A 22,907-nucleotide genomic window follows, 5' to 3' on the forward strand; every position below is an offset into this window, starting at 1 on the left:
GCCACACGACTCGAGATTCGACACATTGATCTCAGCATTCGAGACGCACACATGATCTAGGGTGGGCGTTATGAAGGCGTCTTACCAGGATCCGTCGGTGCCCGCCTACGTGGCCGCGCACGCCACCCAGCCCGATCAGACGCTGCGCGAGCTGGCCGTGGAGACGGCCGCGCTGACCGGCGGGAACGCGGGGATGCAGATCAGCCCGGAGCAGGGCACGCTGCTGACCATGCTGGTGCAGCTGACCGGGGCGAAGCTGGCGGTCGAGGTGGGGACCTTCACCGGCTACTCGTCGATCTGCATCGCGCGCGGGCTTGTGCCGGGCGGCAAGCTGATCGCCTGTGACGTGAGCGAGGAGTGGACGGCGGTGGCCCGGCGCTACTGGGAGAAGGCCGGGCTCACCGACCGCATCGAGCTGCGGCTCGGCCCGGCGCAGCAGACGCTGGAGGCGATGCCGGAGGACGAGCCGATCGACTTCGCCTTTATCGATGCCGACAAACCCGGATATGCCGGGTATTACCACGAGCTGGTGGACCGGCTCGCGCCCGGTGGGCTGATCTGCGCGGACAACACCCTGCAGGGCGGGCGGATCGCCGACGCGCGGGCGGGCGGGAACGTGCCCGCCATGCGCGCCTTCAACGACCTGGTCACCGCCGACCCGCAGGTCGACTCCGTGCTGCTCCCGATCGCGGACGGGCTGACCCTGATCCGCAAACATTGAAGGTAATTCAAAAGGAGCCCGGCGCCGTTGAAGCGAGTCACCTGCCTGGGGCGAAGCGATCGATGGGCGAGCTTTTGAATTACCTTCATTAAAAAATCAGCAGATCTTGTGGACCCAGCCGTGGTTGTCGGGGCGGGTGCCGTACTGGATGCCCATCAGCTCCTCGCGGATCTTCAGCGTGACCGGGCCCGGGTTGCCGTCGCCGACCGTCCACTCGCGGTCGGCGCCCTTCACCGAACCGACCGGGGTGACCACGGCGGCGGTGCCGCAGGCGAAGACCTCGGTGAGCTCGCCGGAGGCGCAGCCCCGCTGCCACTCCTCAATCGAGATCTTGCCCTCCGCCACGGTGAGCCCGAGCTCGGCGGCGAAGGTGAGGATCGAGTCGCGGGTGATGCCCGGCAGCAGGGTGCCGGTCAGCTCGGGGGTGAGCAGGCGGTCGCCGTAGACGAAGAACAGGTTCATCCCGCCCATCTCCTCCACGAACCTGTGCTCGTACGCGTCCAGCCAGACCACCTGGTCGCAGCCCTGCTCGACGGCCTGCCGCTGCGCCACGAACGCCGCCGCGTAGTTGCCGCCGCACTTGGCGAACCCGGTCCCGCCGGGCGCGGCCCGGGTGTATTCGGTGGACAGCCACACCTTGACCGGCTTGACCCCACCCGCGAAGTACGACGCCGCCGGTGAGGCGATCGCCATGTACCGGTAGGTCTTGGACGGGTAGTTCACGCCCAGACCGACCTGCGTGGCGACCATGAACGGGCGCAGGTAGAGGCTGTGCCCCTCGGTGGTCGGCACCCAGTCCCGGTCGGTCTGCACGAGCAGCTCGAGCGACTCCACGAACGTGTCCTCGGGCAGCTCCGGCATGGCCATGCGCGCGGCCGACCGGTTGAACCGGGCCGCGTTGGCGAACGGCCGGAACGCGACGATCGCCCCGTTCGCCTGCCGATACGCCTTGAGCCCTTCGAACAGCTCCTGGGCATAGTGGAACACCGAGGTCGCCGGGTCGAGCACCAGCGGCCCGTACGGCTCGACGCGGGCGTCATGCCAGCCCTGGCCCTCGGTGAAGTCGATCGACACCATGTGGTCGGTGAAGATCTGCCCGAAGCCCGGGTTCGCCAGAATCCGCTCGCGCTCGTCCCGCCCACGGGCGTTCGGATTGCGCTGCAGGTCGAAGCTGAGCTGGGTGATCATGGCGAGGTTCCTTCTCTCTACTCTGCTAATGGCAACTTAGGGCATTTCGCGGGGAACAAAAAAGCGCACGGCGGCCCTTTGCGGGCCACCATGCGCTCAGGTGTGTGTGGCCGGCGTCAGCCGGCTACTCGGGCGGCGATGTCGTCGCCGATCTCGCGGGTCCGGCGGGCCACCCACGCGCCCTGCCGTTCGACCAGGTCGTCGGCGACGGCCTGCTCGACCCGGGCCGAAGCCTCGGCGAAGCCGAGATGATCCAGCAGCATCGCGACCGACAGGATCGTGGCCGTCGGGTCGGCCTTGTGCTGGCCCGCGATGTCGGGCGCGGAGCCGTGCACCGGCTCGAACATGCTCGGCGCGGTCCGGTCCGGGTTGACGTTGCCGCTCGCGGCCAGGCCGATGCCGCCCGCGATGGCGGCGCCGATGTCGGTGAGGATGTCGCCGAACAGGTTGTCGGTGACGATCACGTCGAACCGCTGCGGCTGCGACACGAAGAACATCGAGGCCGCGTCGACGTGGCAGTAGTCGGTGGCGACCTGGGGGAACTCTTCCGCGACCCGGTTGACCGTCCGCTGCCAGAGGTCACCGGCGAAGGTGAGCACGTTGGTCTTGTGGACCAGGGTGAGCTTTTGCCGCTCCCGGCTCGCGGCCTTGGCGAAGGCATACCGCACGACGCGCTCGACGCCGTGCGCGGTGTTCACCGAGTCCTGGGTGGCGATCTCCTGCGGGGTGCCCTTGCGGAGCACGCCGCCCGCGCCCGCGTAGGGGCCCTCGGTGCCCTCGCGGACGACGATCATGTCGATGTCGCCGGGCAGCACCTTGCCGAGCGGGGTCTCCACGCCGGGGAACAGCTTGACCGGGCGCAGGTTGACGTAATGGTCGAGCTGGAACCGCAGCTTCAGCAGCAGGTCGCGCTCCAGCACGCCGGGCGGCACGCTGGGGTCGCCGACCGCGCCGAGCAGGATCGCGTCGAAGCCGCGCAGCTCGTCGAGGACCGGGTCGGGCAGCGTCTCGCCGGTCGCGTGATAGCGCTTGGCGCCGAGATCGTACTGCGTCGCCTCGACCTTCACCCCGGCCGCTTCCAGGACCTTCAGTCCCTCGGTCACGACCTCGATGCCGATCCCGTCGCCGGGGATCACCGCCAGCCGGATGTTGCTCGAATCCATGCGCGTACCCTACTAGTCCATCTCGTAGATCGAGAACCTATCTCATCATCCGGGCGTGACCGTGCGCTCGAACACATAGTCCCTGGCCGCGGCCAGGCCCACGGCGAGCGCGCCGAGCAGCACGGCGTCCTGGCCGATCGAGGAGACCTCGATCCGGGGCGGCCGTAACGCCACCAGCGCCTCCAGGCGTTCGGCCACCCGACCGGCCAGCAGGTCGCCCGCCTGGGCGCCGATGCCGCCGCCGAGCACGACCAGTTCCGGGTCGAGCACGGCGGTCACCCCGGCCAGCGCGTGCGCGATGTGGTCGATCTCGGCGTCCAGCACCCGCGCCGCCAGCGGATCCCCGGCCCTGGCCGCGTCGAACACGTCCTTGGCGGTGGCGGGGTCCAGGCCGAGGCGCCGGGCCAGGGCCACGACGCCGTCGGCGGAGGCCACCGACTCGAACATGCCGCGCCCCGGGTTGACGCGCGGGTCGCCCTCCCCCACCGGCAGGTACGAGATCTCCCCCGCCGCGCCCCGGGAGCCGCGGTAGAGCTTGCCGTCGATGACGACGCCCATGCCGATCCCGGTGCCGATGGAGACGAAGACGAAATGCGAGACACCCTGCCCCAGGCCGTACGCCCCCTCGCCGACGGCGGCCAGGTCCACGTCGTTCTCCAGCACGTACGGCGCGGCGACCACGTCGGCGAGCCTGTCCACCGCGCCGGGCAGCTCCCAGCCGGGCAGGTTGGGGGCCAGCAGCAGCGCGCCGGTCTCCTTGTCGTGGATGCCGGGCGTGCCGAACACCGACAGCGTGATGTCCTCGGCGGCCAGCCCGGCGTCGGCCAGCAGCGCGGCCGCGATCTCGGTGAGCTGGGCGAGCAGCTCGTGCGGGGTCTCGGCCCTGGACTGTTCGTCCCTGCGGGCCACGATGTCGCCGATCAGGTCGGCCAGGGCCAGCCGGACGTAGTTGCGCCCGACGTCGATCGCGAGCACCCAGCCGGCCTGCGGGCGGATCTCGTACAGCAGGGCGGCGCGACCCGCGTTGCCGGTGCGCAAACCCACCGCGCGGACCAGTTTGGCGCGCTCCAAATCGGCGAGAGCCACCGAGATCGTCGGTTTGGAAAGACCGGTGGCCTGGGCGAGCTCAGGCCGCGAGACCCGCCCCATCCGGAAGATCTCGCCGAAGACCGCCCGCTCGTTCATCACCCGGAGCAGGCTCGTCGTGTTCGCGGTCACGCCGCCGATGCTCACCACATCCCAAGGTTGGCATATTCCCCCAACAACGCGAGGGTGCAGTTGATCACGGCGGGGCAGCGGTTCTAGCGCTGCGGAGAGCCGCCGTTGTCGCGGCGGTCAAGAGCCGTCTGGAGCGCGTCCGCGGCTTCGTCCTGGCGCTCGTCGATCGGGTGACTGTGCCCTGGACGGTTGTTCCAGGGGTACATGTCATACATGGCAGACCTCCTATCTTGCGGAGGTCTGCCAGAATACCGCAGCCATCTCAGTGGACGACCGTGCATCTCGCCATATGAGATGCGGTCAGTCCTCCAGGTCCACCGTGCGCCCGCTGTCGGCGCCGATCTCGGCGCCGATCTGGTCCACCACGTCGGCCGGGATGGCCGAGTCCACGGTCAGCGCGATCAGCGCCTTGCCGCCCTTCTCGCCCCTGGCCACCTGCATGGAGGCGATGTTGACCCGGTGCTCGCCGAGCAGCCGCCCGACGATCCCGACGATCCCCGGCCGGTCGGTGTAGGTGAAGAAGGCCAGGTGGTCGGTGGGCTCGATCTCCATGGTGAAGCCGTTGACCTCGACCAGCTTCATGATCTGCCGAGGGCCGGACAGCGTGCCGGACACCGAGACGGTCCGCCCGTCCGCCAGCACGCCGCGTACGGTGATCAGGTTCCGCCAGTCCGGGCTGTCCGCGCTGGTCACCAGCTCGACCACGACGCCCCGGTCCTTGGCCAGCAGCGGCGCGTTCACGTAGGTCACCGCGTCGCTGCTCACGTCGGTGAAAACGCCCTTGAGCGCGGCCAGCTCCAGCACCCGCACGTCCTGGGAGGCGATCTCGCCGCGCACCTCGACGTCCAGGCGGGTGGCGACCTCCCCGGCCAGCGCGGTGAAGATCCGGCCGAGCCGCTCGGTCAGCGGCAGGCCCGGCTTGACGTCCTCGGCCACCGCGCCGCCCTGCACGTTCACCGCGTCCGGCACGAACTCCCCGGCCAGGGCCAGCTTGACGCTGCGGGCCACCTGGGTGCCCGCCTTCTCCTGGGCCTCGTGGGTGGAGGCGCCCAGGTGCGGGGTGACGACGACCTGGTCCAGCTCGAACAGCGGGCTGTCGGTGACCGGCTCCTTCGGGAACACGTCGATGCCGGCCCCGGCGACCCGGCCCTCCTTGATCGCGGAGTAGAGCGCGTTCTCGTCGATGATGCCGCCGCGGGCCACGTTGATCAGCCGCACGTTCGGCTTGACCTGGTGCATCTCCCGGTCGCCGATGAGACCGATGGTCTCCTTGGACTTGGGCAGGTGCACGGTGATGAAGTCGGCCTGCTGGAGCACCTCCTCCAGCGAGACCAGGCGCACCCCCATCGCCGCCGCCCTGGCGGGCTGCAGATACGGGTCGTACGCGATGATCTCCACCCCGAACGGCTGCAGGCGCTGCGCGACCAGCTGGCCGATCTTGCCGAGGCCGAGGATGCCGACGACCTTCTCGTCCAGCTCCACGCCGGTGTATTTGGAACGTTTCCATTCGCCGTTCTTGAGCGCGCCGTGCGCCTGGGCGACGTTCCGCGCCGAGGCCAGGATCAGCGCGATCGTGTGCTCGGCGGCGCTGGTGATGTTGGAGGTCGGCGCGTTCACGACCATGACGCCGGCCTTGGTGGCGGCCTCGACGTCCACGTTGTCGAGACCGACGCCGGCTCGGGCGACCACGCGCAGCTTGGGCGCGTTCGCGATGGCCTCGGCGTCCACCTGGGTGGCACTGCGGACGATCAGAGCGTCCACGTCGGCGAGTGCGGGGAGGAACTGGGACCGGTCGGCTCCGTCGGTGTGGCGGACCTCGAAGTCCGCGCCGAGCACGGCCAGACCGGCGTCGGACAGCTCCTCTGCGACCAGGACGACTGGCTTGTTCACTGATTTGTCCTTCGGGATTTTACGGGCGCGATCAGCGCGAGCTTGCCGGATCTCGGACGGCCCCGAGTCTATCCGCGCGGGTGAAAGGCCCTGTGGGGGATCCGCCATACGAGACAACTGTTACGCAGGGGAATCGTGAGACTCCCTCGCGTACGGGGCAAACGACCGGCATACCCAAATTGGACCGTGCCCATCCGCACAGCCTCCAGCTTGGTATTGATCGCACCCTTTCTTGGCGATTAGCCTGCTAAACCGTGGTTCGGTACCTATGGTTTTGTATATGAGCATCGGGAACCCCGCTCTCGGCGAAGTGCTCGCCCAGCACGGCAGCCCGCACCGCCTGCTGGCGGCGCTGGCCGAATGGGGAATCCTGGTGGCGGTCAGACCCGATCGTTCGGTCGTGCTCGGCACGACGCAGGGCGGGGAACGCGTCCTGCTCGGCTACACCGGCCCGGCGACGTACGCGCGCCATCGCGGCAGCCACGCGCTGTCGGCGTGTGACGCGGACACGATCCTGGACATCCAGCGGGTGACCGGGGTCCGGGAGATCGTCATCGACGCGGCGGGGCCGGCCGCGGCGGCCGTCCCCATCGAGGATCTCCAGCGGTATCTCCAGTCCAACCGGAGCGGTCCGGCCCCGGTGCTGGCGGCCTCCGCGCCCAACGCGTACGCCACGGGAAGCATGGCGATGATCGCCAAGCCGCCGGTCAGGACCATGCCCGCGCCCGCCCCCACGCCGGTCTCGTCGTCGTCCTGGGTGCCGCAGCCGCGCCAGCACCTGTCGGGGGCGATGACCGTCGTCGATCCCGGGTACCAGCGCACGAATCATCCGATCCTGCCCGCGCTGCGGGTGGCCATCGCCGAGCTGCTCCGCGACTTCGCGGTGATCCATCATGTGTGGATCTCGGAGGCCAGGACCGTGTCCGGCTCGGCGGGGATCATGCTGCATGTCAAGGTGCACACCCCGGCCGCCGAGGACATCGTCCGTGATCTGCATCGCGGGGTGCGGTCCCGGCTGCCGCAGCTGGCCGCGAGCGAGGCGCCGGTGTTGATGGCCCGGGTGGCGGACGCGCACACCGAACGCCGAATGATCGAATTAGGCGCGCACGTGGTGTGCGCGGACGTGCGCGAGTAATTGACTCTCGATTAAGGCGGCTTTAAGCCGAAAAATCGGGATCTGCGTGTGTCTATAACACCTTGCTGGGCAATCGGGATCTCAGCCTAGGCGTCGGGCGCTTGGTGGGCTTCAATGACGCCATGATTCCCGCGACCCCCGGGCGGGTCCCCACCGGTGTGCGCATCGGCTATGCCGTCGGCTCGTTCTGCACGGCCAATTTCGCGGCCATCCCCGGGCTGCTCCTGCTGATCTACATGACCAACGTGCTGGCGGTGGATCCGCTGCTGGCCGGGGTCGTGGTGTTCCTGCCCAAAGCCTGGGACCTGATCGCGAACACGCTGATCGGCCAGTGGTCGGACCGCACGGTCTCCCGCTGGGGCCCGCGCCGGCCGTGGATGCTGGCCGGAACCGCCGTGCTGCCCGTCTCGTTCGCGATCATGTTCATCGGTCCGCCGCTGAAAGGCGTGCCCGCGGCCATCTTCGTTGGCCTGGTCTTCCTGGTCGCCGCCACCGGGTACGCGCTGTACGAGGTGCCGTACAAGGCGATGCCGGCCGAGATGACGCACGACTACCACGAGCGCACCGCGCTGCTGCAGTGGCGGATGGTGTTCATCGCGATCGCCATCGCGATGAGCGGGGTGCTGGCGCCGATGCTGGCCGGGGACACCATCGAGGGCTACCGCCTGATGGGCCTGGTGTTCGCGGTGATCCTGCTGGTTTCCATGATCGGCTCGTTCTTCGGGACCGCGAACGCGCCGTTCACCGGGCAGCAGGACTCTGAGGGCTCGCTGCGGGCGCAACTGGCGGCGGCCCGGGAGTCCAAGCCGTTCCTCTGGCTGCTCGGGCTGTGCAGCGCGCAGACGCTGGCGGCGGGGGTGATGCTGGCGGGCGCGCCCTACTTCGCGGCCTACACGGTGGGCGACCCGAAGGCGACGACCACGCTGTTCGCCGCGCTCGTCGGCCCGATGCTGATCACCATGCCGCTGTGGGTGTGGCTGGCCCGGGTGCTCGACAAGCGCGGCGCGATGATCCTCTCCGGCCTGCTGTTCATGTCCGGCGCGATCCTGGCCATCGCCAGCCCGTTGCTCGGCCCGATCTACGCGCACCTGTGCATCGTGGTGGTCGGCGTCGGGTACGCCGGGCTGCAACTCCTGCAGTTCTCCATGCTGGCCGACGTCATCGCCTACGACGGCCAGGTCAGCGGCAAGCGCAGGGGCGGCGTCTTCACCGGCCTGTGGACGGCGGTGGAGAGCGCGGTCGCCGCCTTCGGCGCCACCATCTACGGCGCCGTCCTGTCCATCGGCGGCTTCCTGGAATCCGACCCGGCCAACCCGGTGGTGCAGCCCGACAGCGCGGTGACCGCGGTCCTGATCGGCCTGACCGTCATCCCCGCCCTGATCATCCTCTCCGGCGTCCTGATGACCCTCAAGTACGACCTCAGCGCCGACAAACTGGCCCCAGCGGCCACGTGAACCACAGGTGTGACGAGGATCACACTTGTGCAAATGGAACGAATCCATCAGGGCTGACGGCGCTGCCGATCTTCCGATGGCACGACAAAACGGTCGATTTGTCGGACTTCACGGGTGAAGGGGGACCATAATGCTGATTTCCATCCAGCGTCTAACCCCCTTCACCTGGAAGGATTCATGAACAAACCTCTGCGAGCGCTCCTCTGCGCGACCGCGATCTTCGCTGTCGGCTGCGGCACGACCCCCCTCCCGGCCGCCTCCCCCGTCGCCGCTTCGGCCGGCCTGGCAGCCAAGTCGACCGGATCCTCGGGCGGCTCCTCCTCGGGGGCATCAGCCGCGTCCGTGGCTGAGTCGTCAGCCGCGGCGCGGTGTCGCGTGGCCGCGGGGAAGCCGTCCCTGACCGCCGGACGCCTGCGCGCGAGCGTGTCCCGAGCCGGATGCACGCGGGAGGCCCGCCTGCGCATCCGGATCAAGAAGTCCGTCGCCGGTCCGGACCGCGTCGTCAAGAGCGGCTCGCGGATCGTCCGCAACGCGCGCCTCATCGCCACGGTGAAGTGCGCCTCCGGTGTCTTCTACACCACCGCCACCGACTCCGCCGGGCACGTCGCGACCTCCAGGAAGGTCCGGGTGAAGTGCCCCACCGTGCCCAAGCCGTCCCCCACGCCGTCGGAGGACCCGAGCGGCGGGACCGGCTCCGGGACCGGGTCCGGTGTCGGCACCGCGGTCGAGAACGAGGTCGTGCGGCTGACCAACGTCGAACGCGCCAAGGCCGGCTGCGCCCCGCTCACCCACGAGGCACGCCTGCACACCGCCGCCCGCAGCCACTCCGCCGACATGTCCGCGAAGAATTATTTCTCCCACGACTCCCAGGACGGCCGCTCCTTCGTGGACCGGATCAAGGCCACCGGCTACACCTTCTCCGCCATCGGCGAGAACATCGCCAAGGGCCAGCAGACGGCCGCGTCCGTAGTCCAGGGCTGGATGGGCAGCCAGGGCCACCGCGAGAACATCCTGAATTGCTCCTACACCCAGATCGGCGTCGGGCATGTCGCCGCAGGCGGTCCCTACTGGACCCAGGACTTCGGTAAGCCGTAGAACACCCGGCAGAACGAGCAGGGCGCTATCCGGCACCAAGAGCGGCAGGGCGTTCTGTCAGGCGTTCATATCCACTTCTACCGGCCCGCGTGGCAGCGCGGGCCGGTAGAGTCCTGTTCCATACGTCGCGCTGGGGACGCGGCAATGTCACAACAATCTGGACACCAGAGTTCTGGAAAGCGGATACTCCAGGCATGAGCTCGCAGCAACCCGTACGCGCCTCCGACGGAGATCGCGATCGTGCGCTCAACGAGCTTCGCGACAGGGCGGCCGAAGGTCGCCTGTCGATGGAGACGTTCGTGGGGCGGGTGGATCAGGCGCTGCGCGCCCGCAGCCGCGACGAGCTGGACGAACTCATCGCGGATCTGCCGCATCGGGGCCGTTGGCGTCGTCGCATCACCGAAGTCGTGTCGTCCGCGTCCGACTTCACGTCACGGCTGCAGAACGCCTGGCGCCGGCCGCGGCTCCCCCGGCTGGCACTTCCGCCGGACAGCCGCATCCGTTATGTGGTGGGCCGAGGATCCTCGTGTGATCTTGTCTTGTCGGATTTGACGGTCTCTCGCGTACATGCGGAACTCCGGCGCGAAGAGGACTACTGGCTTCTCGTGGATCTGGGCTCGCTCAACGGAACCCGCCTGAACGGCTGGCGGCTCGTCGGTCCGGCACGGGTTCGCACCGGGGACGAGATCTCCTTTGGAGACTGCGCTTTCCTGGTGTCCGCACCCGCATAGAAAAAGCGGCGCCACCCGCGTGAGGGTAGCGCCGCCGTTTCCGCTCTACTGCTCGTTCTGCAGCCAGCTCATCATCGGACGAAGCTTCGCGCCCGTCTTCTCGATCGGGTGCTCGGCCAGCTCCTCGCGGTACTTGTTGAACTGGACCTGGCCGCCGTCGAACTCGGCCACCAGTTCCCGGGCGAAGTCGCCGGACTGGATCTCGTCGAGGATCTTGCGCATCTCCTTCTTGGTGTCCGCGTTGATCAGGCGGCTGCCGCGGCTGTAGCCGCCGTACTCGGCGGTGTCGGAGACCGACCAGTACATCTTGTGGATGCCGCCCTCGTACATCAGGTCGACGATCAGCTTCATCTCGTGCAGGCACTCGAAGTAGGCGACCTCGGGCTGGTAGCCCGCCTCGATCAGGGTCTCGAAGCCCGCCTTGATCAGCTCGGAGACGCCGCCGCAGAGCACGGCCTGCTCGCCGAACAGGTCGGTCTCGGTCTCCTCGGTGAAGGTGGTCTTGAGGGCGCCGGCGCGGGTGCCGCCGATTCCCTTGGCGTACGACAGGGCGAGCGCCCAGGCGCTGCCGCTGGCGTCCTTCTCGACGGCGACCAGGCAGGGCACGCCGCGACCGGCCGAGTACTGCCGGCGGACCAGGTGGCCGGGGCCCTTGGGGGCCACCATGCCGACGTCGACGCCCTCGGGGGCCTCGATCAGGCCGTACCGGATGTTGAGGCCGTGGCCGAAGAACAGGGCGTCGCCCTGGACCAGGTTGGGGGCGACGTGCTCGGCGTAGAGGTGGCGCTGGATGTGGTCCGGCGCGAGGATCATCGTGAGGTCGGCCTCTTCGACGGCCTCGCCGGGGGTGAGCACGCGGAGGCCGTCGTTCTCGGCCTTCTCGCGGCTCTTGGAGCCCTCGGGCAGGCCGACGCGGACGTCCACGCCGGAGTCGCGCAGGCTGAGCGCGTGGGCGTGGCCCTGGCTGCCGTACCCGAGGATGGCGACGTGGCGCCCCTGGATGATCGACAGGTCCGCGTCGTTGTCGTAGAAGATCTCAGTCACTGTGGGTAAACCTTTCAGGGTTCTCTTAGGCGGTCCGGTCGAGCGCCCGGAGCGAGCGGTCGGTGATGGAGCGGGCGCCGCGGCCGATGGCCACCATGCCCGACTGCACGAGTTCCTTGATGCCGAACGGCTCCAGCACGCGCACGAACGCCTCCAGCTTGTCCGCCGTGCCGGTGACCTCGATGGTGACCGCGTCGGGCGCGACGTCGACGCAGCGCGCGCGGAACAGGTTGACCAGTTCCAGGACGTGGCTGCGGGAGTCCGCGTCCGCCCTGACCTTGATCAGCATGAGCTCGCGCTGCACGGACTGGGCGGTGTCCAGTTCAACGATCTTGAGCACGTTCACCAGCTTGTTGAGCTGTTTGGTGACCTGCTCAAGCGGCAGTTCCTCCACGTTGACCACGATGGTCATCCGGGAGATGTCGTCGTGCTCGGTGGGCCCGACGGCCAGCGAGTCGATGTTGAAGCCGCGGCGGCTGAACAGCGCGGACACCCGGGCCAGCACGCCGGGCTTGTTCTCCACCAGAACGGAGAGGGTGTGGCGGCTCATCAGTCCTCGTGCTCCCATTTCGGCGCCATGTCACGGGCATACTTGATCTCGTCGTTGCTGGTTCCGGCCGCGACCATCGGCCACACCATCGCGTCCTCGTGGACGACGAAGTCGACCACCACCGGCGCGTCGTTGATCTCCATCGCCTTGCGGATGACGGCGTCCACGTCCTCGGGCCGCTCGCAGCGCAGACCGACGCAACCATACGCCTCGGCGAGCTTCACGAAGTCCGGGATCCGGCGTGTCGCCTGCAGGTTGGTGTTGGAGTAACGCTCCTCGTAGAAGAGCGTCTGCCACTGGCGGACCATGCCGAGGTTGCCGTTGTTGATGACCGCGACCTTGATCGGCACGCCTTCCAGGGCGCAGGTGGCGAGCTCCTGGTTGGTCATCTGGAAGCAGCCGTCGCCGTCGATGGCCCAGACCGTGGTCTCCGGGCTGCCCATCTTGACGCCCATCGCGGCCGGCACGGCGAAGCCCATCGTGCCCAGGCCGCCGGAGTTGATGAAGGTGCCCGGCCGCTCGTAGCCGATGAACTGGGCGGCCCACATCTGGTGCTGGCCGACCCCGGCCACGTAGAACGCGTCCGGCCCCACGATGGCGCTGAGCCGCTCCATCACGTACTGCGGGGCCAGCGTGCCGTCCTCGAACTCCTCGTAGCCGAGCGCGTAGGTCTGCTTGAGGGCGTTGAGCGCCTGCCACCAGTCGGCGTAGTCGCCCTTGCGCCCGTCGGCCTTGACGGCCGCGATCAGGTCGGTGAGGACCTCGCGGCAGTCGCCCACGATGGGCACGTCCGCGTGCCGGTTCTTGGAGATCTCGGCCGGGTCGATGTCCGCGTGCACGATCTTCGCGTTCGGCGCGAACGTGGCCAGGCGGCCGGTGACCCGGTCGTCGAAACGGGCGCCCAGCGCGATGATCAGATCGCTGCGCTGGAGCGAGCCGACCGCGGCGACCGTGCCGTGCATGCCGGGCATGCCCAGGTGCTGCGGGTGGCTGTCGGGGAAGCTGCCCCGGGCCATCAGGGTGGTGATGACCGGGATGCCGGTCAGCTCGGCGAGTTCGAGCAGCTGGGCGGAGGCGCGGGCTTTGTGCACGCCGCCGCCGACGTACAGCACCGGGCGGTGGGATTCGGCGATCAGCCGGGCCGCCTCGCGGATCTGCTTGGAGTGCGGGCGGGTGACCGGGCGGTAGCCCGGCAGCTGCATGGTGACCGGCCAGGTGAAGGTGGTCGTGGCCTGGAGGGCGTCCTTGGAGATGTCCACCAGCACCGGTCCTGGACGTCCGGTCGAGGCGATGTGGAAGGCCTCCACGATCGTCCTGGGGATGTCGGCCGCGTTGGTCACCAGGAAGTTGTGCTTGGTGATCGGCATGGTGATGCCGGAGATGTCCGCCTCCTGGAAGGCGTCCGTCCCGATCGCCGCCGACGCCACCTGGCCGGTGATGGCGACGATCGGCACCGAGTCCATGTACGCGTCGGCGATCGGGGTGACCAGGTTGGTGGCGCCCGGGCCGCTGGTCGCCATGCAGACACCGACCTTGCCGGTGGCTTGGGCGTATCCTTCGGCGGCGTGGCCGGCACCCTGCTCGTGCCGTACGAGCACGTGCCGGACCTTGGTCGAGTCGTAGAGGGGATCATAGGCGGGCAGGATGGCGCCGCCCGGGATCCCGAACACCGTGTCGACTCCGACGTGCTCCAGCGCCCGCACTAGGGCCTGGGCACCTGTCATCTGTTCGGTCATCGGCTCGTTCCTCATGTGGCTGAGCAGGTCTTGTGTGATGGCTGGGCATAAAAAATGCCCCGTCCGCTGGGCGGAGCTGGGGCGGCGCGCAGGACTCAGGACCTCGTCAGGCTGCGCGCCTGCGAAGTACTACGAGAATCCCACTGCGATGCATGGCTCCACCTTGTCCGAAAGACCGCCGCCACGTCAAATCATCTGGGACGGCGGTCTCATCATACGGACAAACTGTTATGCGGTGTTCTGAAGGCTGGTGAGGTTGGTACGCATGAGCGAGTCCACGCCCTGGGCACCCATGGGTCGTGCGACCAGGTAACCCTGGCCTCTGCTGCAGCCCATCTCGCGCAGGAGTTCCAGCTGCTCGGGGCGTTCGATGCCCTCGGCGACCACGGTCAGGCCGAGGTCGTGGCCGAGCCGCACGATGGTCCGGGTGAGCAGGGTCAGCGTCTCATCCCGGCCGAGACCGGTGACGAACGACGGGTCGATCTTGATCATGTCGACCGGGAGCTGCCGGAGGAACGCCAGCGAGGCGTAGCCGGTGCCGAAGTCGTCGATGGCCAGCCGCACCCCGAGCTCGCGCAGCTCCGACAGCTTCTCGACGGTGTCGCCGGCGTCCTCGACCAGCATCTCCTCGATCACCTCGAGGGTGAGCGCGCTCGGCGGCAGGCCGCTGTCGGCCAGCGCCGCCGAGATGGTCTCCACGAAGCCGGGCGCGGTGATCTGCCGCTTGGACAGGTTGAGCGCCAGCCCGATGTCCCACGAGGAGGCCCGCCAGGTGGCCACCTCGCCGCACGCCTCGGTCAGGATCCACTCGCTCAGCGGCACGATCAGGCCGGTCTCCTCGGCCGCGTCCAGGAACTGCTCCGGCGGGACGAACGTGCCGCCACGGCACCAGCGCACCAGCGCCTCCACCGCCGTCACCCGGTTGGTGGCCAGGTCCACGATCGGCTGGTACTCGATGACGAACTGCTTCTCCAGCAGGGCCCGCTGCAGGTCGGCGGCGATCTCCAGGCGCCGTACGGCATCCGCGTGCATGTGCGCCGCGAACACCTCCACCCGCCGCCCGCCGAGCCCCTTGGCCCGCGCCATCGCCACGTCGGCGTTGCGCAGCAGATCACCCGGCGAGGTCTCGTCCTCGGCGAACGCCACGCCCACGCTGGCGGTCAGCGCGATGTCCCGGTCGGCCACCCGGAACGGGTCGGCGGAGACCGCGCGGACCAGCCGCTCGGCCAGGTCCACCGCGAGCTGCGCGTCGCCGCCCGACTCCAGCAGCACCGCGAACTCGTCGCCGCCCCACCGGGCGAGCGTGTCGTCGGCCCGCACCGCGGCTCGCAACCGCCGGGCGGCCTGCCCGAGCAGGTAGTCGCCGCTGGCATGACCCACCGAGTCGTTCACCCCGGTGAACCCATCCAGGTCCAGAAATATCACGGCAGGGCGGCTGGCCCGGGGCAGCACCTCGCGGGTGCGCTCCTCGAAGTAGGCCCGGTTCGGCAGGCCGGTCACGCCGTCGTGGAAGGTCAGGTGGGTGACCTGGTTGCGCAGCGCCACCTGGTCGCTGACGTCCCTGGTGGTGACCAGGACCAGGTCCTCGTGGCGGACGTGCCGGGTGGCCACCGACTCGGTGGGCCGCCATGTGCCGTCGGCGGCGCGGACGCGGCATTCGATCCGGCAGGTGCCGTACCGCTGCGGGCTCTCGTCCTCGATCATGCGGCGGAGCTGGACCTGGATGCCGGGCACGTCCTCCGGGTGCAGGTAGTCGAAAATCGACTTACCGGTCAGCTCGACCGGATCGTAGCCGTAGGTCTCCTCGACGCCCGCGCTGATCTCCTGGACCGTGCCCTCGTTGTCGCACATCAGCACCACGTCGCCGGTGTCGGCGGCCAGCTGGTGCAGCTGGCGTTCGCTGATGGCCATCTGGTTGCGCAGCCCGTCCGCCGACAACATCAGCACCATCAGCCGGACCAGCAGCACGGCCAGCACGGAGGCCACCACGATGGTCAGCGCGGGCCCGCGGGCGAACACGTCGGCCCCGACCACCACGGTCGCGGCGGCCACCAGCGCGTACGGCGTGGCCGCCACCACCGGCATCGGCGTCGCCGCGGCGCGCAACCGGGCCGGGACCCGGCCCCGGGAACCCTCCTCGATCCACGGCGCGACCGCCAGCAGCAGGAACGCGGCCGGCGCCACCAGACCGGCCACCAGGGTCGGCGACTGCTCACCGTTCAGCCGGGTGACGGCGGTGGCCAGCTCGGCCATCGTGATCGCGGCCAGCACCAGCAGCCCGGCCAGGCCGACCGCCCGGTTGGCCGCCCGGGACACCGCCACCTTGGGCGCGACCGCGCAGGCGGCGAGCAGGCAGAGCACCGGCAGGGCGAGGGTGAAGTAGAAGGCACCCGCGTCCTCGGCTCGCTCGGCCATCGGCCCTAGCAGCAGCGCCCAGGTGATCGCGAAGATCGAGGCCGCGCCCAGGTAGGCCTCGGTGGCCTGCCGGAACACGCCCCGGCGCTGCGGCGGCGGCACCGCGGTCAGCCAGCAGCCGATCATCAGCAGCAGCGAGCCGACCAGGAGCAGCAGGTCGGCGAAGGTGAGCACGAACGCGGTCCCGGCCGCCACCGGGCGCACCCCGATGCCGAACAGCCAGGTCAGCGCGCCGCCGGCGAGCCAGCGCCAGGCGACCGCCTCGCCCCGGTGCACGCTGGTACTCCTGGTCGAGGCCGCCACCAGGGAGACGGCGGCGAGCAGGCCGCTCACCAGGCCCGCCACGGCGGTCACCGCGGTGTCGGAGCCACCCGCGATGAGGGCAGCGGCGATCACCGCCGCGCCGAGCCCGGCCGCGGCGATCAGCGAGACCCTCGGGTCCCTCCTGCCGTTCACGCTCGTCGCCCTTTACATCCGGTCACATCGTCAGTTTGCGCGGCGGCGAAGCTTGACATGGTGCCAACGGCCCAGTCGTCACCGATCTGATAACAGCGATCCGCGCGTTTAAGAACCTACGGACCCGAGGTCACGGGGCAGGCACGTTCCGGAACCATCTCACTGACGTTGTGTTCAATAGACGAAGTCAGTACGTGCCGCTGATGACGTTCTGCAGGGACTCCCCCGCGCGGAAACGCAGCAGCTGGGCGCGGACCAGGTCGATCGCCCTGCGGGTGGAGGCCGGGGTGCTCCCGGCCACGTGCGGGGTGAGGAACAGCCCGGGGGCGGTCCAGAGCGGGTGCCCCGGCGGCAGCGGCTCCGGGTCTGTGACGTCCACCGCGGCGCGCAGCCGGCCCGAGTTCAGCTCGGCGACCAGCGCCATCGTGTCGACCACCGCACCGCGCGCGGCGTTCACCAGCAGCGCGCCGTCCTTCATCCTGGCCAGGAACGCGGCGTCCACGAACCCGGTGGTGGCCTGGGTGGCGGGCACCAGCAGCACCACCACGTCCGCGTGCGGCAGCAGTTCCGGCAGGTCGGACTCGGGGTGCACGCCGTCCCTGGCCGATCTGGCCACCCGGATCACGTTCACCTCGAATCCGGCCAGGCGTCGTTCGAGGGCCTCGCCGATCGAGCCGTACCCGACGATCAGCACGGTGGAGTCGGCGAGCACGCCGGTGTGGCGGTAACGCCAGCGGCCCTGCTGCTGGTCGGCGGTGAATCCGGGGAAGTCGCGGAGCACCGCGATCATCGCGCCGATCGCCCATTCGGCCGTGCCCGCGTCGTGCGCGCCGCGCGCGTTGCACAGCACCGCGCCGTCCGGAACATACGGCCGGTACGGCTCGACGCCCGCCGTCACCGTCTGGATCAGCCGCAGTCGCTTCATCCGGGACAGGAGTTCGGGGATGTCGGGCACGGGTATGAGGGTGGGCACCCAGACGTCGACGTCCTCGACGCCCGGCGGCTCCGTGGTGCCGTCGTAGACGGAGAATTCGATGTCGGGAAGGTCGGACGGTATTGCCGCGACCGCTTGGGGGGCGATCCAGATCTTCACAGCTGACAACCTTAGGGAACCTTTCGCCGGAAGGGCCAGTATGGGGAGGGACAGGAGGAGGAATCATGAAGCTGGGCTGGATCGGCGCGGCGGTGCTGGTCTCGGGGTGTTCGGCCGCGCCGGCGGTGGGCGGTGCGGGAGGTGCGGACGCTCCGACGCCGACGTTGGCGAGTGTGACTCCGGTGGCGCCGAAGGGGGTGCCGCAGACGCTGGTGCAGGGGCTTGAGGTGCCGTGGGCCATCGCGTTCCTGCCGGGTGGGGACGCGCTGGTGACCGAGCGGGATAAGGGGCGGTTGCTGCGGGTGACTCCGCAGGGCGGGTCCAGCGAGGTCGGCGTGATCGAGGGGGTTTCCGCCGCTGGGGAGGGCGGGCTGCTTGGGGTCGCGGTGTCTCCGACGTTCGGGGAAGATCACAATATTTTCGTTTACTTCACTGCGGATGCTGATAACCGGATAGTGCGGTATTCGTATGACCAGCGGCTCAGCGATCCTGTCGCGATCGTCACGGGCATTCCCAAGGGGGGCATCCACAACGGGGGGCGGCTGGCGTTCGGGCCTGACGGCTTCCTCTACGCCTCCACCGGGGAGGTGGGTGAGCGTGGGCTGTCCCAGGACAAGGGGTCTCTCGCGGGCAAGATCCTCCGGATGACCATGGACGGGACGACCGCGCCGGGGAATCCGTTCGGCACGCTTGTCTGGAGTTTGGGGCATCGGAATGTGCAGGGGATTGCCTGGGATGATGCGCGCAATATGTACGCGACGGAGTTCGGGCAGAACACCTATGACGAGATCAACCTCATCAAGGCGGGCGGGAACTACGGGTGGCCGGAGGTCGAAGGTGTCTCCGATGACAATCGGTACATCAATCCGATCGTGACGTGGTCCACCGATGAGGCGTCGCCGTCGGGTCTGGCGTATGCGGAAGGGTCGCTCTGGGCGGCGGCCCTGCGCGGTGAGCGCCTCTGGCAGGTGCCGGTCACCGACGCGGGCACGGCGGGCAAGCCGGTGGCGCGTTATGTGGACGAGTTCGGCCGCATGCGCGCCGTGGCCACCGCGCCGAATGGGTTGCTCTGGGCGTCAACCAGCAACCTGGACGGCCGAGGGTCACCCCGCGAAGGTGACGATCGCATCCTGATCGTCCCCACCGACTGATACGGCGGGCGGTAGCGGGTGGCCTCGGCCGTCACCCGCTGCCGCTTTGGCGCGCTTTGTACGTCCGGCAATCCCCCCAGCCCTTTTCCATGGCACCGCACAAGCGTGAGATTTGGGCGGATTGCGGACCGCATCGGAGCTTTCTCAGCACGCTTGCTGGAGCGTCTACCGCACTCCTGCCTGAGGACGTCATTTCCGGGCAGAATGTCGCTTCCGCGGCACGGATGGCGGTTGCCGCTCTTGGTGTCCGGGCGGCGATGGCGGGGTCGGGCGGAGCCCGAGGGAAATCAAAGGGCTGGGTGGGTGGGAAAACCACCGTGATGGCCGGAGAGGCGGAGCCCCGAGTAGATACCCGATGGGGCTAGTCGTTCGCTGGTGGGCACGCCACGGCTGTTTGGGGGTGGTAGGTGGTGGTGGTGCTTTCGATTTTGGGGGCGCCGCCGGTCAGGGGCGTACTGGTGCGGGTGGTTTTGATGGTGAAGCCGTCCGCGCCGGCGATGGGGACGCAGTTTTGGGCGGGGCCCTGAGTTGCGGGGCGGGGGATGATCTTGGTTCGGGTGGATTGTTTGATTTCGACGTTGTCGCGGGCGGTGCTCCAGAGGGCGACCGTGACCGCGGTGTCGGTGGCGGTCGCGCGGATCAGGACGCCGTGTGGGGAGTCGTTGCGCCAGCGTAGGTCGGGGCCTGGATAGGAGATGGCGACTTCGAGGCCGGGTGGGTACTGGGGGACGAAGTTCTCATGTGGGGTGGCCTCGACTGTTTCGAAGCCGCCGTAGAGAACCGCCTGGTACATGGCGGTGGCGAACTGGGAGATTCCGGCCACGTCCTGGCCGCGCTTGCCGCGCACCTCGACTGCCTCGACCGAGCCGCTGTAGCCGAGTACGCCCTCGCGGCGGCCGGTCGCCGCGTTCAGCGAGAACGTCTCGCCCGGTTTGACGACGCGGCCGTCGAGCAGGCGGGCGACGGTCTGGATGTTGCTGACCCGGGGCTGGCAGCAGGGGAACTCCGACGTGCGCGTGCTGATCTGCTCTTTGATGCCGAGCGTGACCGCCTCGTCGTCGCCGAGCGCGGGTTGCGCCACCGTCAGCGGGACCGTCACCTGGTGGCTGCCGCCGGCGCCGATCTCCTTGAGCACGGCGGCGCTCAGGTCGTCGGTGTCCACAGCCCGGCCGGCCTTGGCCTTCACCAGGACGGGACGACCGCCTGACGTGGTGAACGTGGCGTCCCTGGGAGCCAGTTCCGGCGGGACCAGCGGGAGCCCCCGCACGGCCGCGGCGGCGTCGAAACGCACGTCCAGACCGCCGGATCCGTCCGCGTAGAAGACCAGATGAGCGGCGACGTCCGCCTGCGTGAGCTCGATCACCGCGTCCTTCGTCACCAGCGTCAGCGGCGTGGAGACCGCCCGCCTGGCCCAGGAGACCGCCTCGGTGACCCCCGACCTGGTGACCGTCGGCCGGACCGGCTTGGGTTCCACTTCGACCATGAGATCCGGGCTGAGGTACGCCTTCTGTACGTCCGCGGCGATATCCTCCACGTCGATGGCGACCCCGGCCTGGGGTTCTATCGCGATCGGGCGGATGCCGTCGAAGTGGACCCCGCCTTCGACCATCTTCTTTTCGAGTTCCGAAGCCACGCTGGTGGAGATCACATTCAGCAGTTTGGCGCGGTCGACCGCGGTCACCGGTTCGATCTCGCGCTGGCCGGTGAGGCCTTGCCATACCTCGAACGGGCTGGGGAAACCCGCGGGGGCCGATCTGATCGTCGCGGGTATGTCCAGGGAGAGGCCGCTGTCTTCCGGGTTCAGGCTGACTCGCTGGTGGCCTTGTTTGATCACGATGGCGGTGGCGATGTGGCCGGCCATCCTCGCCCTTAATCGGTCTTCGGCCTCGACCGGAGTGAGGCCGCCGATGTCCACGCCGAGGATCGTGGTGCCCGGCAGGACCCGCCCCATCATGACCCCCGCCGGGACCAGGTAGACCAGCAGCACCATGATGAGCAGGATGATCGCCAGCAGGCGGCCCCAGCGTAACCCTGGTTCCTCTGGTTCCGGCGCGAGATCCGGGGGGACTGCCATGGCGGATTTGGCTCCCGCCATCGGCCACGGCTCGACCGTCGCGGGCGGGGGGAGTTGACTGTCCTGAGTGGTCGATGTCGTGAGCGGGCGGCTACCGAAAATGTCGGAGGAAACACCGGGCGGAAGGGAGCTCGTAGCCGGGCGCACCGGGTGCCGCCGCCGCGGAACGGGCGGAGCCGCCGCCGCGACCGGGTCCGTCGGCGGATCGATGGACGCTCCGGCGTTCCGCACGCCTCGCTCTCCTCCGGCTCAGGGGAATCACCCTTCAGTTAACCCTAAAGCACCCTCTTCTGGATATGTCACAAAATCAAGCCCTTCTACTTGTCATCAACCCCGTCAAGTCCCCCAAACAACCAACACCCCACCTATGACGTACGCATTCGACGAAGTGAGCGGTTTGCGCGAACGCGTCACGCACTACGCCCAGCTGTCGATGGCCAGTGGAGCGGCTGCCCCTACCGCGGCAAAGGGCAGAGCGTCGGCGACGCGCTGCGGGAAGGCGCTGAAGCGTTCGATGTTCGGGCGATAAGCGGTTCGATTCTCCCTTGGTTCCTGTGCCCGGGCGGCGTGACAACCGGTCACGCCGCCCGTCGCCGATCAGGAGAGGAAGCTGCCGTAGCGGCCGTTGAGGATGCTGTTCTTCTGTGCCTGGCTGAAGGTGCAGTTCGGGTAGCTGTAGAAGGTCGCCGACATGCACGTTCCGTCGGTGGAGGTGGCGTCGGGCAGGCCGAACGCGTGCCCCAGCTCGTGGACCATGCCGCCGTACCACCGATTCATCGGGCCGTTGATACCCGCGGCGCCGTCGGCGTCGTGGCCGCTGAGGATCACCCACCCGTTGCCGCCGCCACCACCGGCGCCGTCACCTTCGGCGCTGATCTCGCCGACGTTGATCCAACGGCTGTCCGGTGCGCCGAGGCCGAACTTGCGGCGCAGCTCGGCCTGCATGTTGCACACCGACCACCAGTACTTGTCGCCGCAGTTCGGCGTGTTCTCGTACCAGCTTTGGAGCTGGTCTCCGTTGACGACCTCGACGACCGGGTTGTTCAGCGTGAACGTCTTGCCCAGTTGCTGCCTGAAGAAGCGCTGCGCCTCCTGGACGACCTTGGCTATGCCGTCCGGGTACCGCTGGTCGTACGCGACGTTCGACGGCTTGAGCCAGAAGACCCGCACCGTCCGCACCGGCGGAGTGCTCGGCGACGGCGAAGCCGATGGTGACGGTGACGGGCTTGGGCTTGGGGAAGCTGTCACGCTGCCCGTGCAGGTGACACCGTTGAGGGTGAAGCTCGCCGGCACGGGATTGCTGGAGTTGTTCCACGTGCCGTTGAATCCGAACGAGGTGCTGGCGCCCGTTGCCAGCGAGCCGTTCCAGCTCGCGTTGGACGCGGTCACCGCACTGCCGCTCTGCGTCACGCCGGCATTCCAGGCCTGGCTGATCGTCTGGCCCGCGCCGAAGGTCCAGCGCAGGGTCCAGCTCCCGAGTGGATCACCGAGGTTCTTGATCGTGACGTTGGCGCCGAAACCGCCGCCCCACTGCGTGCCGACGGTGTAGGTGACCTGACAGCCGGCCGCGGCAGCGTGTGCCGTAGCCGTGGCCCCCATCGCGGCGCCGGCCAGGCAGGCGGCTAAGACCCCGGCGACAAGGCCCATGTGTAATCGTCGTTGATGCATCCCGTTCCTCCGTTGCGCCTCGAACCGCGCCGTGGTCCCACGAACTTCTCCGGGTCTACGACGACCGCCGGCGCCGCGGTCGGTCCCACGGCCGCACATCGCAAGGGTCGGCGAGAGATGGCGTC

18 protein-coding genes are annotated in these 22,907 nt (G+C 68.9%); 6 read left to right on the top strand and 12 right to left on the bottom strand.

Annotation, left to right across the window (positions count from 1 at the left end; all coding sequences use genetic code 11):
- Window positions 1-70: 70 nt before the first annotated feature.
- Window positions 71-721: an O-methyltransferase gene (locus tag Aple_RS38380; protein WP_155349673.1), complete on the top strand. Its 651-nt coding sequence runs from the start codon at window positions 71-73 to the stop codon at window positions 719-721.
- Between the two features lie 96 nt (window positions 722-817).
- Here the strand turns inward: Aple_RS38380 and Aple_RS38385 are convergent, their stop codons facing one another.
- The 5 genes from Aple_RS38385 to serA all read right to left on the bottom strand — a co-directional run bounded on the left by Aple_RS38385 (window position 818) and on the right by serA (window position 6,180).
- The gene (locus tag Aple_RS38385; protein ID WP_155349674.1) at window positions 818-1,909 is read right to left on the bottom strand and encodes a branched-chain amino acid aminotransferase; all 1,092 of its coding nucleotides are present in this window, start codon (window positions 1,907-1,909) and stop codon (window positions 818-820) included.
- A gap of 116 nt (window positions 1,910-2,025) precedes the next feature.
- Window positions 2,026-3,072, bottom strand: a complete 1,047-nt coding sequence (locus tag Aple_RS38390) for a 3-isopropylmalate dehydrogenase (protein ID WP_155349675.1) — start codon at window positions 3,070-3,072, stop codon at window positions 2,026-2,028.
- Between the two features lie 45 nt (window positions 3,073-3,117).
- Window positions 3,118-4,047, bottom strand: coding sequence for an ROK family protein (locus Aple_RS38395; protein ID WP_373869688.1), 930 nt, complete (start codon window positions 4,045-4,047; stop codon window positions 3,118-3,120).
- A gap of 326 nt (window positions 4,048-4,373) precedes the next feature.
- On the bottom strand, window positions 4,374-4,505 hold the full coding sequence (locus Aple_RS55805) for a hypothetical protein (RefSeq protein ID WP_281361655.1): 132 nt from the start codon (window positions 4,503-4,505) through the stop codon (window positions 4,374-4,376).
- 85 nt (window positions 4,506-4,590) lie between these two features.
- On the bottom strand, window positions 4,591-6,180 hold the full coding sequence (gene serA / locus Aple_RS38400; RefSeq protein ID WP_155349677.1) for a phosphoglycerate dehydrogenase: 1,590 nt from the start codon (window positions 6,178-6,180) through the stop codon (window positions 4,591-4,593).
- A 280-nt stretch (window positions 6,181-6,460) separates the two neighbouring features.
- On the opposite strand from serA, the gene Aple_RS38405 reads away from it, so the two are divergent.
- From Aple_RS38405 to Aple_RS38420, 4 genes are all read left to right on the top strand, one after another.
- The gene (locus Aple_RS38405) at window positions 6,461-7,315 is read left to right on the top strand and encodes a hypothetical protein (RefSeq protein ID WP_155349678.1); all 855 of its coding nucleotides are present in this window, start codon (window positions 6,461-6,463) and stop codon (window positions 7,313-7,315) included.
- Window positions 7,316-7,437: 122 nt separating this feature from the next.
- On the top strand, window positions 7,438-8,769 hold the full coding sequence (locus tag Aple_RS38410) for an MFS transporter (protein WP_155349679.1): 1,332 nt from the start codon (window positions 7,438-7,440) through the stop codon (window positions 8,767-8,769).
- Between the two features lie 177 nt (window positions 8,770-8,946).
- A complete protein-coding gene (locus Aple_RS38415; RefSeq protein ID WP_155349680.1) occupies window positions 8,947-9,864 on the top strand; it encodes a CAP domain-containing protein in 918 nt (305 codons plus the stop codon).
- A gap of 194 nt (window positions 9,865-10,058) precedes the next feature.
- Complete coding sequence (locus Aple_RS38420; protein ID WP_155349681.1) at window positions 10,059-10,595, top strand: FHA domain-containing protein; 537 nt, start codon at window positions 10,059-10,061, stop codon at window positions 10,593-10,595.
- Between the two features lie 45 nt (window positions 10,596-10,640).
- On the opposite strand, the gene ilvC is transcribed toward Aple_RS38420, so the two are convergent.
- The 5 genes from ilvC to Aple_RS38445 form a co-directional block, all read right to left on the bottom strand.
- Window positions 10,641-11,639, bottom strand: a complete 999-nt coding sequence (ilvC, locus tag Aple_RS38425; RefSeq protein WP_507762647.1) for an NADP-dependent ketol-acid reductoisomerase — start codon at window positions 11,637-11,639, stop codon at window positions 10,641-10,643.
- Between the two features lie 25 nt (window positions 11,640-11,664).
- Window positions 11,665-12,189, bottom strand: a complete 525-nt coding sequence (ilvN, locus tag Aple_RS38430; protein ID WP_155349682.1) for an acetolactate synthase small subunit — start codon at window positions 12,187-12,189, stop codon at window positions 11,665-11,667.
- Window positions 12,189-13,940: an acetolactate synthase large subunit gene (locus Aple_RS38435; protein WP_155349683.1), complete on the bottom strand. Its 1,752-nt coding sequence runs from the start codon at window positions 13,938-13,940 to the stop codon at window positions 12,189-12,191. Before Aple_RS38435 ends, ilvN begins: the two co-directional genes overlap by 1 nt.
- Before the next feature lie 213 nt (window positions 13,941-14,153).
- The gene (locus Aple_RS38440; RefSeq protein ID WP_246265043.1) at window positions 14,154-16,796 is read right to left on the bottom strand and encodes a putative bifunctional diguanylate cyclase/phosphodiesterase; all 2,643 of its coding nucleotides are present in this window, start codon (window positions 16,794-16,796) and stop codon (window positions 14,154-14,156) included.
- A 187-nt stretch (window positions 16,797-16,983) separates the two neighbouring features.
- A complete protein-coding gene (locus tag Aple_RS38445) occupies window positions 16,984-17,889 on the bottom strand; it encodes a 2-hydroxyacid dehydrogenase (RefSeq protein WP_155349684.1) in 906 nt (301 codons plus the stop codon).
- Window positions 17,890-17,954: 65 nt separating this feature from the next.
- Between Aple_RS38445 and Aple_RS38450 the strand changes: the two genes are divergently transcribed.
- The gene (locus Aple_RS38450; protein ID WP_155349685.1) at window positions 17,955-19,040 is read left to right on the top strand and encodes a PQQ-dependent sugar dehydrogenase; all 1,086 of its coding nucleotides are present in this window, start codon (window positions 17,955-17,957) and stop codon (window positions 19,038-19,040) included.
- A gap of 361 nt (window positions 19,041-19,401) precedes the next feature.
- On the opposite strand, the gene Aple_RS38455 is transcribed toward Aple_RS38450, so the two are convergent.
- Window positions 19,402-21,114 carry a VanW family protein gene (locus Aple_RS38455; RefSeq protein WP_170321886.1) on the bottom strand — a complete coding sequence of 571 codons (1,713 nt, stop codon included), beginning with the start codon at window positions 21,112-21,114 and terminating at the stop codon, window positions 19,402-19,404.
- Window positions 21,115-21,711: 597 nt separating this feature from the next.
- Window positions 21,712-22,782 (bottom strand): cellulose-binding domain-containing protein, encoded by a 1,071-nt coding sequence (locus tag Aple_RS38460; RefSeq protein ID WP_246265044.1) that lies wholly within the window; start codon window positions 22,780-22,782, stop codon window positions 21,712-21,714.
- Window positions 22,783-22,907: the final 125 nt, after the last annotated feature.

It is taken from the genome of Acrocarpospora pleiomorpha (assembly GCF_009687885.1).
In the GTDB taxonomy this organism is placed as follows: Bacteria; Actinomycetota; Actinomycetes; order Streptosporangiales; family Streptosporangiaceae; genus Acrocarpospora; species Acrocarpospora pleiomorpha.

Excerpts from the sequence above, each read along its gene's own strand:
- Aple_RS38450 (WP_155349685.1), top strand. The coding sequence starts at position 17,955 with ATGAAGCTGGGCTGGATCGGCGCGGCGGTGCTGGTCTCGGGGTGTTCG.
- ilvN (WP_155349682.1), bottom strand. The coding sequence starts at position 12,189 with ATGAGCCGCCACACCCTCTCCGTTCTGGTGGAGAACAAGCCCGGCGTG.
- Aple_RS38420 (WP_155349681.1), top strand. The coding sequence starts at position 10,059 with ATGAGCTCGCAGCAACCCGTACGCGCCTCCGACGGAGATCGCGATCGT.
- Aple_RS38455 (WP_170321886.1), bottom strand. The coding sequence starts at position 21,114 with ATGGCAGTCCCCCCGGATCTCGCGCCGGAACCAGAGGAACCAGGGTTA.
- Aple_RS38385 (WP_155349674.1), bottom strand. The coding sequence starts at position 1,909 with ATGATCACCCAGCTCAGCTTCGACCTGCAGCGCAATCCGAACGCCCGT.
- Aple_RS38380 (WP_155349673.1), top strand. The coding sequence starts at position 71 with ATGAAGGCGTCTTACCAGGATCCGTCGGTGCCCGCCTACGTGGCCGCG.
- Aple_RS38460 (WP_246265044.1), bottom strand. The coding sequence starts at position 22,782 with ATGCATCAACGACGATTACACATGGGCCTTGTCGCCGGGGTCTTAGCC.
- Aple_RS55805 (WP_281361655.1), bottom strand. The coding sequence starts at position 4,505 with ATGTATGACATGTACCCCTGGAACAACCGTCCAGGGCACAGTCACCCG.
- Aple_RS38415 (WP_155349680.1), top strand. The coding sequence starts at position 8,947 with ATGAACAAACCTCTGCGAGCGCTCCTCTGCGCGACCGCGATCTTCGCT.
- Aple_RS38410 (WP_155349679.1), top strand. The coding sequence starts at position 7,438 with ATGATTCCCGCGACCCCCGGGCGGGTCCCCACCGGTGTGCGCATCGGC.
- Aple_RS38435 (WP_155349683.1), bottom strand. The coding sequence starts at position 13,940 with ATGAGGAACGAGCCGATGACCGAACAGATGACAGGTGCCCAGGCCCTA.
- Aple_RS38390 (WP_155349675.1), bottom strand. The coding sequence starts at position 3,072 with ATGGATTCGAGCAACATCCGGCTGGCGGTGATCCCCGGCGACGGGATC.
- Aple_RS38405 (WP_155349678.1), top strand. The coding sequence starts at position 6,461 with ATGAGCATCGGGAACCCCGCTCTCGGCGAAGTGCTCGCCCAGCACGGC.